Source organism: Burkholderia sp. BCC1998, assembly GCF_905339875.1.
GTDB lineage: Bacteria > Pseudomonadota > Gammaproteobacteria > Burkholderiales > Burkholderiaceae > Burkholderia.
Genome location: NZ_CAJPHE010000031.1, coordinates 1 through 13,294, shown reverse-complemented (window position 1 = coordinate 13,294; position 13,294 = coordinate 1). Strand labels below are relative to the sequence as shown.

The 13,294-nt window shown below is 68.0% G+C and carries 13 protein-coding genes; 7 read left to right on the top strand and 6 right to left on the bottom strand.

What is annotated here, in order from left to right; all coding sequences use genetic code 11:
- Window positions 1-21: 21 nt before the first annotated feature.
- The 3 genes from U5A56_RS33590 to wrbA are packed head-to-tail and all read right to left on the bottom strand — an operon-like array spanning window position 22 to window position 2,481.
- The gene (locus U5A56_RS33590; protein ID WP_044846071.1) at window positions 22-1,443 is read right to left on the bottom strand and encodes an FAD-binding oxidoreductase; all 1,422 of its coding nucleotides are present in this window, start codon (window positions 1,441-1,443) and stop codon (window positions 22-24) included.
- 19 nt (window positions 1,444-1,462) lie between these two features.
- The gene (locus tag U5A56_RS33585) at window positions 1,463-1,864 is read right to left on the bottom strand and encodes a DUF2069 domain-containing protein (RefSeq protein ID WP_321805009.1); all 402 of its coding nucleotides are present in this window, start codon (window positions 1,862-1,864) and stop codon (window positions 1,463-1,465) included.
- Window positions 1,861-2,481 (bottom strand): NAD(P)H:quinone oxidoreductase, encoded by a 621-nt coding sequence (gene wrbA / locus U5A56_RS33580; RefSeq protein WP_044846069.1) that lies wholly within the window; start codon window positions 2,479-2,481, stop codon window positions 1,861-1,863. Before wrbA ends, U5A56_RS33585 begins: the two co-directional genes overlap by 4 nt.
- Before the next feature lie 148 nt (window positions 2,482-2,629).
- On the opposite strand from wrbA, the gene U5A56_RS33575 reads away from it, so the two are divergent.
- On the top strand, window positions 2,630-3,958 hold the full coding sequence (locus U5A56_RS33575) for a YihY family inner membrane protein (RefSeq protein WP_321810387.1): 1,329 nt from the start codon (window positions 2,630-2,632) through the stop codon (window positions 3,956-3,958).
- Between the two features lie 18 nt (window positions 3,959-3,976).
- Here the strand turns inward: U5A56_RS33575 and U5A56_RS33570 are convergent, their stop codons facing one another.
- The gene (locus U5A56_RS33570; RefSeq protein WP_044846067.1) at window positions 3,977-4,294 is read right to left on the bottom strand and encodes an Mpo1-like protein; all 318 of its coding nucleotides are present in this window, start codon (window positions 4,292-4,294) and stop codon (window positions 3,977-3,979) included.
- Window positions 4,295-4,452: 158 nt separating this feature from the next.
- Here U5A56_RS33570 and U5A56_RS33565 point away from each other — a divergent pair, with 158 nt between their 5' ends.
- From U5A56_RS33565 to aroC, 3 genes are all read left to right on the top strand, one after another.
- Window positions 4,453-4,908 carry a CBS domain-containing protein gene (locus U5A56_RS33565; RefSeq protein ID WP_044846066.1) on the top strand — a complete coding sequence of 152 codons (456 nt, stop codon included), beginning with the start codon at window positions 4,453-4,455 and terminating at the stop codon, window positions 4,906-4,908.
- Between the two features lie 139 nt (window positions 4,909-5,047).
- Window positions 5,048-6,982, top strand: coding sequence for an MFS transporter (locus tag U5A56_RS33560; RefSeq protein ID WP_321926828.1), 1,935 nt, complete (start codon window positions 5,048-5,050; stop codon window positions 6,980-6,982).
- A gap of 262 nt (window positions 6,983-7,244) precedes the next feature.
- The gene (gene aroC, locus U5A56_RS33555) at window positions 7,245-8,345 is read left to right on the top strand and encodes a chorismate synthase (RefSeq protein WP_321926826.1); all 1,101 of its coding nucleotides are present in this window, start codon (window positions 7,245-7,247) and stop codon (window positions 8,343-8,345) included.
- Between the two features lie 78 nt (window positions 8,346-8,423).
- On the opposite strand, the gene U5A56_RS33550 is transcribed toward aroC, so the two are convergent.
- Window positions 8,424-9,494, bottom strand: a complete 1,071-nt coding sequence (locus U5A56_RS33550; protein WP_321926824.1) for a LacI family DNA-binding transcriptional regulator — start codon at window positions 9,492-9,494, stop codon at window positions 8,424-8,426.
- Between the two features lie 238 nt (window positions 9,495-9,732).
- Here U5A56_RS33550 and rbsK point away from each other — a divergent pair, with 238 nt between their 5' ends.
- The 3 genes from rbsK to U5A56_RS33535 all read left to right on the top strand — a co-directional run bounded on the left by rbsK (window position 9,733) and on the right by U5A56_RS33535 (window position 13,036).
- Window positions 9,733-10,662 (top strand): ribokinase, encoded by a 930-nt coding sequence (gene rbsK, locus U5A56_RS33545; protein ID WP_321926822.1) that lies wholly within the window; start codon window positions 9,733-9,735, stop codon window positions 10,660-10,662.
- 61 nt (window positions 10,663-10,723) lie between these two features.
- Entirely contained in the window at window positions 10,724-12,043 is a 1,320-nt protein-coding gene (locus U5A56_RS33540) for an MFS transporter (protein ID WP_321926821.1), read from the top strand.
- Window positions 12,044-12,088: 45 nt separating this feature from the next.
- Entirely contained in the window at window positions 12,089-13,036 is a 948-nt protein-coding gene (locus tag U5A56_RS33535; protein ID WP_321810391.1) for a dihydrodipicolinate synthase family protein, read from the top strand.
- A gap of 118 nt (window positions 13,037-13,154) precedes the next feature.
- On the opposite strand, the gene U5A56_RS33530 is transcribed toward U5A56_RS33535, so the two are convergent.
- The coding region (locus tag U5A56_RS33530; protein WP_287780816.1) for a 4Fe-4S dicluster domain-containing protein at window positions 13,155-13,294 on the bottom strand (140 nt) is incomplete at its 5' end.

Sequence of the window (13,294 nt, the reverse complement as noted above, 5' to 3'; positions counted from 1 at the left end):
CATCGCTCCGGGACGGGGGCTTCAGTGCAGGACCTTGCCGGGATTCATCAGCCCGCGCGGGTCGAGGGCGGTCTTCAGCGTGCGCATGAGCGCCGTTTCGACCGGCGACTTGTAGCGCTGTGCGTCGTCGATCTTCAGCTGGCCGATCCCGTGCTCCGCGCTGATCGTGCCGTGGTGACGGTGCACGTTGTCGTAGACGATGCGGTTGATCGGCTTCTGGAATGCCGCGAGGAATGCCTTCGGGTCGCCGCCTTCGGGCGTCTGCACGTTGTAGTGCAGGTTGCCGTCGCCGAGGTGGCCGAACGTGACCATCCGCGCGCCCGGCGCGGCCTGCTGGATCGCCGCGTCGGTTTCGTCGATGAAGCGCGCGATCGACGAGATCGGCACCGCGATGTCGTGCTTGATGTTGAGACCTTCGTCGGCCTGCGCGAGCGGGATGTGTTCGCGCAGGTCCCAGAACGCGCGCGATTGCGCGAGATTTTCCGCGACGACGGCGTCGACCACGAGCCCGGCCTCGAACGCCTCTTCCATCAGTTTTTCGAACAGCGCGCGCGCATGCGTTTCGCTTTCGTTGTCCGACAGTTCGAGCAGCACCGTCTGCGCATGCGTGCGGTCGAATGGATAGCGCAGTTGCGGATAGTGCTTGCCGACCAGCTGCATGCAGAAGTCGGACATCAGCTCGAAGCCGGTCAGCAGCGGGCCGGCCGCGCGTTGCGCGAGCGCGAGGAAGTCGAGCGCCGCGTGCGGCGACTCGAGCGCGGCCAGCGCCGTGACCTGCGCGGCCGGCAGCGGATGCAGCTTCAGCACGGCGGCCGTGATGATCCCGAGCGTGCCTTCGGCGCCGATGAACAGGTCGCGCAAGTCGTAGCCGGTGTTGTCCTTGCGCAGCCCGCGCAGGCCGTCCCAGATCTCGCCCTGCGGCGTCACGACCTCGAGCCCGAGGCACAGCTCGCGTGCGTTGCCGTAGCGCAGCACCGCGGTGCCGCCCGCGTTGGTCGACAGGTTGCCGCCGATCGTGCAGCTGCCTTCGGCGGCGAGGCTCAGCGCGAACAGCCGGCCGCCTTCGCGGGCGCGCGCCTGCACGTCGGCGAGGATCACGCCGGCGTCGACCGTGATCGTGTTGTTGTGCGGATCGAGGGCCCGCACGCGGTTCAGGCGCGCGAGGCTCAGCACGGCCTGGCTGCCGCTCGCGTCGGGCGTCGCGCCGCCGGCGAGCCCCGTGTTGCCGCCCTGCGGCACGAGCGCGACGCCGTGCGCGTTGGCGAGCCGGACGAGCGCGGCGACTTCCGCCGTATCGGCCGGTTTCAGCACCGCGCACGCGCTGCCCTTGTAGCGGCGGCGCCAGTCGGTCAGGAACGGTTCGGTGTCGTGCGGCTCGGTCAGCACGTAGGTGGCGCCGATCGCGTCTCGGCAGGCGGATACGAAGGCTTCGGAAGAATTCATACGTTCGGTCGCGTAAGGGTCAGGACGCGGCGCGCTGCTGCTTCGCCGCGCGCTTGAACGGCGCGACGTAGGCCAGCGCGGCCACGAAGAAGCCGACGGCGAGCGCGGTCTCGCACCAGCCGAGCGTCGCGGACAATCCGCGGTCGGACATGCCGCGCACGATGCCTTCGGCGAAATAGACGAGGATCAGCATGCTCGCCCACTGCATCGTATAGATGTTACGCCGCCAGACGCCGGGCAGCGCGAGCGCGAGCGGCACGGCCTTGAGCATCAGCGCCGAGCCGCCCGGGCGCAGCGGCGCGAGCCACAGTTCCCACGCGAGCGACAGCGCGATCAGCGCGACGAGGCACGCGGCCGCGGCCAGCGCGTAGCGCGGCCGGGCGGTGACGGGGGGACGGGCGGGGCGGGCAGGCGCGTTCATGCGGCCTCGGCGGCCCGGGCGTCGGCGAGGGCCGCTGCCGCACGCGCGAGCCGCACGCCAAGCGCGGCCGCGAGCGCCTTTTCGTCCGCCGACAGCCCCGCGGGCCCGCTGCGATCGTGCTGCGACACGTGCGACGCGCCGTACGGCGTGCCGCCGGTGCGCGTCGTGCTGAGCGCGGATTCCGTGTACGGGATGCCGACGATCATCATCCCGTGATGCAGCAGCGGCAGCATCATCGACAGCAGCGTCGACTCCTGGCCGCCGTGCAGGCTGCCGGTGGACGTGAACACGCAGGCCGGCTTGCCGGTCAGCGCGCCCGACAGCCATTGCGGCGTCGTGCCGTCGAGGAAATACTTGAGCGAGGCGGCCATGTTGCCGAAGCGGGTCGGCGAGCCGAGCGCGAGGCCCGCGCACTCCTCGAGATCGCGCAGCTCCGCATACGGCGGGCCGTCGTCGGGGATGTCGGAGGCGGTGGCTTCGCAGACCGTCGAGACGGGCGGCACGGTACGGATGCGGGCCTGCATGCCGGGCACGCTGTCGATGCCGTTCGCGATTGCGAGCGCGAGATCACGCGTGGCGCCGTGGCGGCTGTAATAGAGGACGAGGATGTCTTTCATGGGCGACGGGGCCGCATGCGGCCGCGCGGATGCCCGGTGCAGTCGGCCCCTGCTGGATCGAGCGGCTATTATAGGGGCTGAAGTCGTCGCGCAGCGCGGCGGCGGCGCGCCGTCGGGCGCGCGGCGTCAGCAGAGAAGGAGAAGCCGTTTGCCGAAGTTGAGCGTCGATCTCGACACCCTCAAGCGCCTCGCGCAGTTCGCGGCCCGGCGCAGCGCCGAGGATCGCATCCCGCAAGTGGCGGGCAGCCTCACGTTCACGACGATGCTGGCACTCGTGCCGCTCGTGACGGTCGCGTTTGCGCTGTTTACCGCGTTCCCGATGTTCGCGTCGTTCCAGATCTCGCTGCAGGGGTTCCTCGCGGATCACCTGATGCCCGCGCAGTTCAACGTCCAGATCTTCAAGTACCTGAACCAGTTCGCGTCGAAGGCCAAGGGGCTGACGACGGCCGGCCTGATCGTGCTCGTCGTCACGTCCGTGATGACGATGATGACGATCGAGTCCGCGTTCAACCTGATCTGGCGGGTGCGCAAGCCGCGGCCGTTCGCGCAGCGCGTGCTCGCGTACTGGGCGCTGATCACGCTCGGGCCCTTGCTGTTCGGCGTGAGCCTGTCGATCTCGTCGTACCTGTTTACGCAGTCGCTGGCGTTCACCGGCGCCGCGCCATCGACGTCGATCGTCGAATGGCTGCTCGCGTTCGTGTCGCTGCCGCTGACCGTGCTCGCGTTCACGCTGCTGTACGTGTATCTGCCGAACTGCACGGTCGCATGGCGCGACGCGGTGATCGGCGGGCTGTTCGCGGCCATCGCGTTCGAGCTCGCGAAGCGCGGCTTCGGCTATTACGTGCGGCGCATTCCGACCTATACGGCCGTCTACGGCGCGTTCGCGGCGCTGCCGGTGTTCCTGTTGTGGGTGTATCTGAGCTGGTTCATCGCGCTGCTCGGTGCGATGGTGGCGTCCGCGCTGCCGGCGATCCGCGTCGGCCAGTTCCATCGCATCCACTATGCGGGCAGCGACCTGCTCGACGCGCTCGAATTGCTCGCGCGGCTGGCCGAGGCGCGCGCGGTCGGCAAGGCGGGCTATACGGCGATGCGGCTTGCGGCCATGTTGCGCTGCGACATGGAAACCGCGCAGCGGCTGCTGTCGACGATGGAGGAGCGGGAATGGATCGCGCGGCTGGACAGCGGCGAACGCGCGCCGTGCTACATCCTGCTGGCGAATCCGGAGCAGCTGACGCTGGCGCAGCTGTTCGACGTGCTGGTGATCGACCGCACCGAACTGACCTACCAGCTGCAGCGACGCAGCAGCCACGTCGAAGGCGCGGCATTGCTCGAGGTGCTGTCGAACGACCGGTTCGACGTATCGCTTGCGTCGCTGATCGCCGCGCACCGGCTTGCGGGTGCGCCGGCCGCGACCGTGCCCGGGCCGGTGCCCGGCGGGGCGCCCGACCCGCACGCGCGGCCGCCGAAAACGGCGTGACGCGGTACCGGGCGGGCGTTATAGCGGAATCTTGCCGGTGCAGATGTCCTTGAACATCACCCAGTCGCCCATCAGGCTGTAGATCGGGTGCCGGAACGTGGCGGGGCGGTTCTTCTCGAAGAAGAAGTGTCCGACCCACGCGAATCCGTAGCCGCACACGACCGCCGCCGGCAGCCACGGCCAGTGGCCCGTCGCGATCGCCATCGCGACGCAGCCGATCACGCCGAGCGAGCCGATGAAGTGCAGCCGGCGCGACGTCAGGTTCTGGTGTTCGTTCAGGTAGTACGGGTAGAAATCGGCGAAGCTGGCGAATTGCTCCGTATGCGTATGTGCCATGGCCGTCTCCTCGGGCCGCCGTCCATGGAGTCATTGTGCGGCGGCCGGCCGGTGTCCGCAAGCGGCGACGGCCGCGCCGCGTGGGGCTGAGCTTTCCTTTTGACAGGCTTTCCGATAGGATCGAAAGCGGTTTTGCATTCAAGCATGAGGGGACTACGATGCGCGTCAGCGATATTCTGAAAGTGAAGGGCAACACGCTGTTTACGGTGACGCCCGATAAGCCGCTGCGCGAAGCGGTCGATACGATGGCCGAACACGATATCGGTTCGCTCGTCGTGATGGAGTACGGCGATCTCGTCGGGATGCTGACGTTCCGCGAGATCATCCTGCGCCTGCACGTGAACGGCGGCGCGATCGGCGACGTGCAGGTGCGCAAGGTGATGGACGAGCCGCTCACGTGCACGCCGGAAACCGACGTCAACGAAGTGCGCCGGATGATGCTCGAGCGCCACGCGCGCTACATGCCGGTGCTCGACAAGAAGGTGCTGATGGGCGTCATTTCGTTCTACGACGTCGCGAAGACGGTCGTCGAGGCGCAGAGCTTCGAGAACCGGATGCTGAAGGCGTACATCCGCGACTGGCCGGAATCGGAAGCCGAAGCGCAGAAGCCGTGAATCGCGTCGCGCCCGGTGCCATGACGCGCGGGCGCTGCCATTCGGCGTACGGCGGCGCAGGTTCAGCCTGCGCCGCCGTTTTTTCGACAACAACCCAAGGCCCGCGCAGCTTCGCCCAGACGATGCGCGCGTATTCCGCATGAGCGATCACACGCAAGTCTCTTCCGCATCGCGCGGCGAACGGCGCGCCCACGCGTCGCAGTTCGACCTGTTGCGCCAGCGCCGTTTCGCGCCGTTCTTCACGACCCAGTTCCTGGGCGCGCTGAACGACAACGTGTTCAAGATCGGCTTCACGTCGCTCGTCACCTATCACACCGCGCGCTTCTCCGGCGTCGACGCGAAGACGGCCGCGTTCCTGATCTCCGCGATCTTCATCCTGCCGTTCGTGCTGTTCTCGGCCACCTCCGGCCAGATCGCCGACAAATACGACAAGGCGACGCTCACGCGCTTCGTGAAGTCCTTCGAGATCGTGCTGATGCTGGTCGGCGCGGCCGGTTTCGTCACGCACAGCGCGACGCTGCTGTATCTGTGCACGTTCATGATGGGGATGCACTCGACGCTGTTCGGCCCCGTCAAGTATTCATACCTGCCGCAGCATCTCGGCGACCACGAACTGGTCGGCGGCAACGGCCTCGTCGAGATGGGCACGTTCATCGCGATCCTGATCGGCACGATCATCGGCGGCGCGGCCGCGGGCATCGAAGGCAGCGGCGAGCGCGTGCTCGCGGTGAGCGTCGTCGTCATCGCGCTCGCGGGGCGGCTCGTCGCGCAGCGCGTGCCGCCGACGCCCGCGCCGCAGCCCGATCTCGTGATCAACTTGAATCCGTTCAGCGAAACGTGGCGCAACCTCGGGCTCGCGCGGCAGAACCGCACCGTGTTCCTGAGCCTGCTCGGCATCTCGTGGCTGTGGTTCGTCGGCGCGACGTTCCTCACGTCGTTCTTCAATTTCGCGAAGGACGTGCTGTCCGCGAGCCCCGACGTCGTCACGGTCCTGCTCGCGACGTTCTCGGTCGGGATCGGCCTCGGCTCGCTGCTCTGCGAGCGGCTGTCGCAGCGCCGCGTCGAGATCGGCCTCGTGCCGCTCGGCTCGATCGGCATCAGCGTGTTCGCGATCGAGCTGTATTTCGCGAGCCGCTCGCTGCCATCGCCCGGGCATCTGCTGTCGGTCGGGGAATTCCTCGCCGGCGCGCGTCACTGGCGCATCCTGGCCGACCTGTTCCTGCTCGCGATGTTCGGCGGCTTCTACAGCGTGCCGCTGTATGCGCTGATCCAGAGCCGCAGCGCGCCGACCCACCGTGCGCGGATCATCGCCGCGAACAACATCCTGAACGCGCTGTTCATGATCCTGTCGGCCCTGATGGCGATGGGGCTGACCAAGGCCGGGGTCGACATCCCCGGCCTGTTCCTCGTCACCGCGCTGCTGAACGTCGTGGTCGCGACGTATATCTACCTGCTCGTCCCCGAGTTCCTGCTGCGTTTCGTCGCATGGGTGCTGGTGCACACGTTCTACCGGATTCGTCTCGTCCATGCAGAGCGGATCCCGGAAGAGGGCGCGGCCGTGCTCGTATGCAACCACGTGAGCTACGTCGACGCGCTCGTGCTGGCGGCTGCGAGCCCGCGGCCGATCCGGTTCGTGATGGATCACCGGATCTTCAAGGCGCGCTTCGCGAGCTGGGTGTTCCGGCATGCGAAGGCGATTCCGATCGCGCCGCGCCACGAGGATCCCGACATGCTCGCGCGCGCGTACGACGCATGCGAGGCCGCGCTGAAGGACGGCGAACTCGTGTGCATCTTCCCCGAGGGCAAGCTGACCAAGACGGGCGACATCAACACCTTCCACCACGGCATCACCGAGATCCTGGGCCGCACGCCGGCGCCCGTGATCCCGATGGCGCTGCGCGGGCTGTGGGGCAGCTATTTCTCCCGTCATGCCGATGCGCGCATGCCGCGGCCCATCAAGCGCGGCGTGATGAGCCGGCTGACGCTCGCGGTCGGCGAGCCGATCGCGGCCTCGGTCGCGACGCCCGAGGCGCTGCAGGCGGCGGTGACCGAGCTGCGCGGCGCGCGGAAGTAGGCAGGGCGGGCCCCGGCGGCTTGGTATCGGGCAGCAGACGGCTGCAAACCGGCCGGTTCGACCGGAACGGCGCAGGTCGACGATTCTCGCGCCGGGCCGTCTGCGTGGCCGGCCAGTATGGTTTGAACGGTTCACGCGGCCCGCGGGTCCGGGACGGCTGGCATAATAGCGGTTTACCTCTTTTCTCGACCGGCAAACGATCGGCCTGCCAGCGGCCCCGGCAGCGCATCGGTTTGTCCATTTCTCTTTGGGCGGTTCCATCATGTCCGGCAATACCCTCGGCACGCTTTTCACTGTCACGACCTTCGGCGAATCGCACGGTCCCGCGATCGGCTGCGTGATCGACGGCTGCCCGCCGGGAATGGGGCTGACCGAAGCCGACATCCAGGTCGAGCTCGATCGCCGCAAGCCCGGCACGTCGCGGCACGTGACGCAGCGCCAGGAAGCCGACGAGGTCGAGATCCTGTCCGGCGTGTTCGAAGGCGTGACGACCGGCACGCCGATCGCGCTGCTGATCCGCAACACCGACCAGCGCAGCAAGGATTACGGCAACATCGTCGAGACGTTCCGCCCCGGCCACGCCGACTACACCTACTGGCAGAAATACGGCATCCGCGACTACCGTGGCGGTGGCCGCTCGTCCGCGCGCCTGACCGCGCCGCTCGTCGGCGCGGGCGCGGTCGCGAAGAAGTGGCTGCGCGAGCGCTTCGGCGTCGAAGTGCGCGGCTACATGAGCGGTCTCGGCGAGGTCGACGTGCCGTTCGTCGACTGGTCGCATGTCCGCGAGAACCCGTTCTTCTCGCCGAACGCGGCGATCGTTCCGGAGCTGGAAGCCTACATGGACGCGCTGCGCAAGGACGGCGATTCGATCGGTGCGCGCATCGACGTCGTCGCGTCGGGCGTGCCGGTCGGCTGGGGTGAACCGGTATTCGACCGGCTCGACGCGGACATCGCGAAGGCGATGATGAGCATCAACGCGGTGAAGGGCGTCGAGATCGGCGCGGGCTTCGACAGCGTCGCGCAGCGCGGCTCGGTGCACGGCGACGAACTGACGCCGGCCGGCTTCGTCGGCAACCATGCAGGCGGCGTGCTCGGCGGGATTTCGACGGGGCAGGACATCACCGTGTCGATCGCGATCAAGCCGACCTCGAGCATCCGCACGCCGCGCCGTTCGATCACGAAGTCCGGTGAAGAAGCGACCGTCGAAACCTTCGGCCGCCACGACCCGTGCGTCGGCATTCGCGCGACGCCGATCGCCGAGTCGATGCTCGCGCTGGTGCTGATCGACCATGCGCTGCGCCATCGCGCGCAGTGCGGCGACGTCGAGACGCCGACGCCGAAGATCGCGGGCAGCGCGACCTGATGCAACGGAGCCGGCACTCGCCGGTTCGACCGATTTAGCCGATTCGATGCGAAACGGGGCGCCTGCGGCGCCCCGTTTTCATTGGGCCGGCGCGTCCGGCGGCGCGGCCGATTCGCGCACCCGCAGCTCCGGCAGTACCGCGCAACCGGGCCCGGCTGCGCCGTTTTCGAGTGCGTCGAGCAACGCGCGGGCGGCCTTGCGGCCGATCGCATCGGTGTCGACCCACATCGTCGTCAGCGCCGGCCGGATTTCGCGAGCCAGCGCGACATCGTCGAACCCGGTGATCGACAGCTGCGAAGGCACGTCGATGCCCCGTGCCTGCGCCTCGAGCAGGGCGCCGAGCGCGAGTGCGTCGTTGCCGCAGATCACGGCCGTCGGGCGCGTCGCGCCGCTGTCGGCAATTGCGCGCAGGCTCGCCCGCCCGAACGCGATCGTGGCCGCGCCCTCGTGCTGGTGGATCGGCCTGACCGCGAGCCCGCGCGCGGCGAGCGTCTCGTGAATGCCGCGCAGGCGGGCCTGCACGCGGTCGTTGTCGGCCGAAGGCTGCACGATGATCGCGAAATCGCGATGCCCGAGCTCGAGCAGGTGCGTGGTCAGTCGCGCGAATGCCGCGCGGTTGTCGAAGCCGATGCAGCAGTGCGGGCTGTCGTCGCGGTAAGCATAGGTGACGACATACGGCACCCGATGCAGGTCGAGCAGTTCGAATACTTCCGGCGGATAGGCTTCGCCGACCAGCGACACCGCTTCGACGCCGCGCGACAGCATCGCGCGCACCTGCGCGAGCGCTTGCGCCGGATCGTAATTCGAGCAGCCCAGGAACAGGGTGATGCCATGCTCGGCCATGACCGCCTGCATGCCCGCTACCTGCGATGCGAACACCTGGTCGTCGAGCGTCGGAATGATCGCCCCGGTGATGTGGGTGCGCGTGGAGGCGAGTGCGCGGCCGGCTGCATTGGGAATCCAGTTCAGCGCACGTGCCGCGTCGCGCACGCGCTGCTGCACGTCGGCCGAGACCTTGCCGGGATCGTTGTAGACGCGCGAAACGGTCGCGGTCGACACGCCGGCGAGTTTCGCGACGTCGCCGAGCACCGACCGGCCGCTGCCGCGGCGCGCGCGAGCCGCGCCGCCGCCGGATGAAGGCGTACTCATCGGTCATCCCCGGGCGCGGCTGCCCTGCAGGCTCCGCGTGTGGTCAAAAACGCCATCGTTTACCCTCGATTCATCGTGGTCCCGCTTGCAATCCCGGTCTCGCCTGTGAGAATGTAAGCGCTATCTTGATGCTACTCCGTATTATGTCAGACACAGATTTCAACCGCATCGTGAAGTTTTCGTCGACGAAGGCCACCCCGGCCATTTTGTCCGTCGAAAATGTAAGCGGTTACATTCGATGATGACCCACACCAGACCACCCCGAATCGCTGTCGTCGGCAGCGTCAACGTCGACCTCGTCACGCATGCGCCGCGGCTGCCCGTGCCGGGCGAAACGCTGCTCGGCACCACGTTCCAGACCGTTCACGGCGGCAAGGGGGCGAACCAGGCGGTGGCCGCCGCGCGCCTCGGTGCGTCGGTCGCGATGATCGGCTGCCTCGGCAACGACGCGTTCGGCGCACGTCTGCACGACGCGCTGGCCGCGGAGCGCATCGACGTGACGCATCTGCACCGGATCGACGGCGAGGCAACCGGGGTCGCGACGATCACGGTCGATGCGCACGGCGCGAACAGCATCGTCGTCGTGCCCGGTGCAAACGCGCGCCTCGATGCCGAATTGATCGATCGGGCGCGCGACGCGATCGCCGGCGCGGCGCTGATGGTGTGCCAGCTCGAGGTGCCGATCGAGACCGTCGCGCGCGCCATCGGCAGTGCAATCGCGCATCGCACGCCGGTGCTGCTCAATCCGGCGCCGGCCCGGCCGCTGTTCGACGCATTGCTGGCCCGCATCGACTATCTCGTCGTCAACGAAACGGAAGCGGAGTCGCTGACCGGCATTGCCGTCGGCGACGACGCCTCCGCGGTGCGGGCCGCCGAAGCGCTGCGCGCGAAGGGCGTCGGCAACGTGCTGGTCACGCTGGGCGCGCGCGGCGTCTGCTGGCGCGGAAGTGCAGGGAGCGGCCGCCATCGGGCGATGGCGGTGGTCGCCGTCGATACGACGGCGGCCGGCGATACCTTCGTCGGCGGCTTCGCGGCCGCCCGGGCGAGCGGCGCGTCGATGGACGACGCGATCGCGTTCGGACAGCGTGCGGCCGCGATCAGCGTCACGCGCCACGGCGCGCAGACGTCGATTCCGACACGCGAAGAAGTGGAGCGTGGGGCCGCATAGATTCCGCGAAGACGGAACAGACCGAGGCCCGGAAACCATTCAGGACATGGAGACAAACGCAATGAACGAGAATCATGCTGTTCCGACGGCGCCGCCACGTATCCGGCGCGGACAACGTATTGCGCTCGCGCTGCTGATGGCGAGCGGGATCGTCAACTATCTCGACCGCGGCACGCTGGCCGTCGCGAGTTCGGCAATCCGGGGCGATCTCGGGCTGTCGCTCTCGCAGATGGGCTTGCTGCTGTCGGCGTTCTCGTGGAGCTACGCGCTGTGCCAGTTCCCGGTCGGCGGACTCGTCGATCGCATAGGGCCGCGCCGGCTGCTCGGCATCGGGCTGATCGTCTGGTCGCTCGCGCAGGCATCGGGCGGCATCGTATCCACCTTCGGCTGGTTCATCGTCGCGCGCATCGTGCTGGGCATCGGCGAGGCGCCGCAGTTCCCGTCGGCGGCGCGGGTGGTGAGCAACTGGTTTCCGTTGCGTGCGCGCGGTACGCCGACCGGCATCTTCAACGCGGCGTCGCCGCTCGGCACCGCACTCGCGCCATTGCTGCTCGCGGTGCTCGTCGCATCGTTCAACTGGCGCTGGGCATTCGTCGTGACGGGCGCGCTCGGCCTCGTCGTCGCCGTCGTCTGGTTTGCGTTGTACCGCGATCCGGCGCGCGCGCAATTGACCGCGGCGGAACGCGCGTATCTCGATACCGATGCGCAGACGGCCGTCGCGATGCCGAAACTGACCTTCGCCGACTGGCGCAGCCTGTTTTCGCACGGCACGACCTGGGGCATGCTGCTCGGATTCTTCGGTTCCGTGTATCTGAACTGGGTCTACCTGACCTGGCTGCCGGGGTACCTGACGATGGAGCGTCACATGAGCCTCGTGCGCACCGGGTTTGCGGCATCCGTGCCGTTCCTGTGCGGGTTCGTCGGTTCGCTCGTTGCCGGCTGGCTCTCGGATCTGGTGACGCGCCGCAGCCGCTCGCCTGTCGTGAGCCGGCGCAACGCGGTGGTCGTCGCGATGCTCGGGATGGTCGCGTTCACGATTCCGGCCGCGCTCGTGCAGAGCAACACGGTCGCGCTCGCATGCATTTCGGTCGTGATCTTTCTCGCCAATGCGGCGTCGGCATGCTCGTGGGCGCTCGCGACGGCGGCCGCCCCGCCGAGCCGTGTCGCATCGCTCGGTGCGATCCAGAATTTCGGCGGTTTCATCGGCGGTGCGCTCGCGCCGATCCTGACGGGGGTCATCGCGCAGAGGTGGTCGTTCGTGCCCGCGCTGCTGACGGCGGCGGCAATCGCATTCGCCGGCGCGATGGCTTACCTGCTGCTGGTGCGCAAACCGATTCCCGAGCAGTTCGCGAGCGCCGCGCCCGGACCGCTGCCGGCCTGAGTCCGGCGGCTACACCCCCGTATTCACTGAAGGAAGGAGAAACAGATGCAACCACATCGGCAATCGAGCGCAACCATCGAGGGGATCGTACCGGTGATGCTGACGCCGTTCGACGACGCCGGCGCGATCGACTACGCGGGCCTTGAGCGACTCGTCGAATGGTATCTGGCGCATGGCGCGGATGCGCTGTTCGCGGTCGCGCAATCGAGCGAGATGCAATTCCTGAGTCTTGCCGAGCGTGCGGAACTCGCGCGTTTCGTGGTCGAGCGGGTGGCCGGGCGCGTGCCCGTCGTCGCGTCCGGGCACATCAGCGACGATCTGGATGCGCAGGTCGCCGAGCTGCGTGCCGCGGCAGAATCGGGTGCGCAGGGCGTCGTGCTCGTGACCAACCGCCTCGATCCGCAGCGCAAGGGCAGCGCCGCGCTTCTCGACCATCTTCACAAGCTGCTCGCCCGGTTGCCGTCGGATCTGCCGCTCGGTTTGTACGAATGTCCGGCGCCTTATCGGCGACTGCTGTCCGATGACGAACTGCGTGCGTGCATCGACACCGGCCGCTTCGTGATGTTGAAGGACGTGAGCTGCGATCTGGAGACGGTGAAGCGACGCGTCGCACTCGCCGCGGGGTCGCCGCTGAAGATCCTCAATGCGAACGCCGCGATCGCATGGGATGCGATGAAGGCGGGGTCGGCCGGTTTCAACGGCGTGTTCACCAACTTCCATCCCGACCTGTACCGATGGTTGCGCACGCAGGGCGGCTCGGATCCGGCGCTGGCCGACGAGTTGTCGACGTTCCTGGTGCTCTCGGCGGTGTCGGAAGCGCTGGGTTACCCGGCGCTTGCGAAGATCTATCATCAACGGATCGGCACGTTCGGATCGATTCGTTGCCGCGCGATCGACTACGACGTGCGCGAGCGCTTCTGGGCCCTCGACGCGGTGCTCGACAAGATCGTGTCCGGTACCGAGCATTTCCGTCGGCGGATCGCGGCGCGTTAGCGCAGCCGATGCGGGCGCGGTGCATGAGTCGCGCGCCCGATGGAGAGCCGGGCGGCATCGAATGTCGAACGTCGAACCGACGAAAAAAAACGCCGCGCGAGGCGGCGTTCTTCGGCAGTTACATGTTCGGATAATTCGGCCCGCCGCCGCCTTCCGGCGTGACCCACACGATGTTCTGCGTCGGGTCCTTGATGTCGCAGGTCTTGCAGTGCACGCAGTTCTGCGCGTTGATCACGAGGCGGTCGCTGCCGTCGTCGT

Excerpts from the sequence above, each read along its gene's own strand:
- rbsK (WP_321926822.1), top strand. The coding sequence starts at position 9,733 with ATGATGACCCACACCAGACCACCCCGAATCGCTGTCGTCGGCAGCGTC.
- U5A56_RS33565 (WP_044846066.1), top strand. The coding sequence starts at position 4,453 with ATGCGCGTCAGCGATATTCTGAAAGTGAAGGGCAACACGCTGTTTACG.
- aroC (WP_321926826.1), top strand. The coding sequence starts at position 7,245 with ATGTCCGGCAATACCCTCGGCACGCTTTTCACTGTCACGACCTTCGGC.
- U5A56_RS33550 (WP_321926824.1), bottom strand. The coding sequence starts at position 9,494 with ATGAGTACGCCTTCATCCGGCGGCGGCGCGGCTCGCGCGCGCCGCGGC.
- U5A56_RS33540 (WP_321926821.1), top strand. The coding sequence starts at position 10,724 with ATGAACGAGAATCATGCTGTTCCGACGGCGCCGCCACGTATCCGGCGC.
- U5A56_RS33560 (WP_321926828.1), top strand. The coding sequence starts at position 5,048 with ATGAGCGATCACACGCAAGTCTCTTCCGCATCGCGCGGCGAACGGCGC.
- U5A56_RS33585 (WP_321805009.1), bottom strand. The coding sequence starts at position 1,864 with ATGAACGCGCCTGCCCGCCCCGCCCGTCCCCCCGTCACCGCCCGGCCG.
- U5A56_RS33535 (WP_321810391.1), top strand. The coding sequence starts at position 12,089 with ATGCAACCACATCGGCAATCGAGCGCAACCATCGAGGGGATCGTACCG.
- wrbA (WP_044846069.1), bottom strand. The coding sequence starts at position 2,481 with ATGAAAGACATCCTCGTCCTCTATTACAGCCGCCACGGCGCCACGCGT.
- U5A56_RS33570 (WP_044846067.1), bottom strand. The coding sequence starts at position 4,294 with ATGGCACATACGCATACGGAGCAATTCGCCAGCTTCGCCGATTTCTAC.
- U5A56_RS33590 (WP_044846071.1), bottom strand. The coding sequence starts at position 1,443 with ATGAATTCTTCCGAAGCCTTCGTATCCGCCTGCCGAGACGCGATCGGC.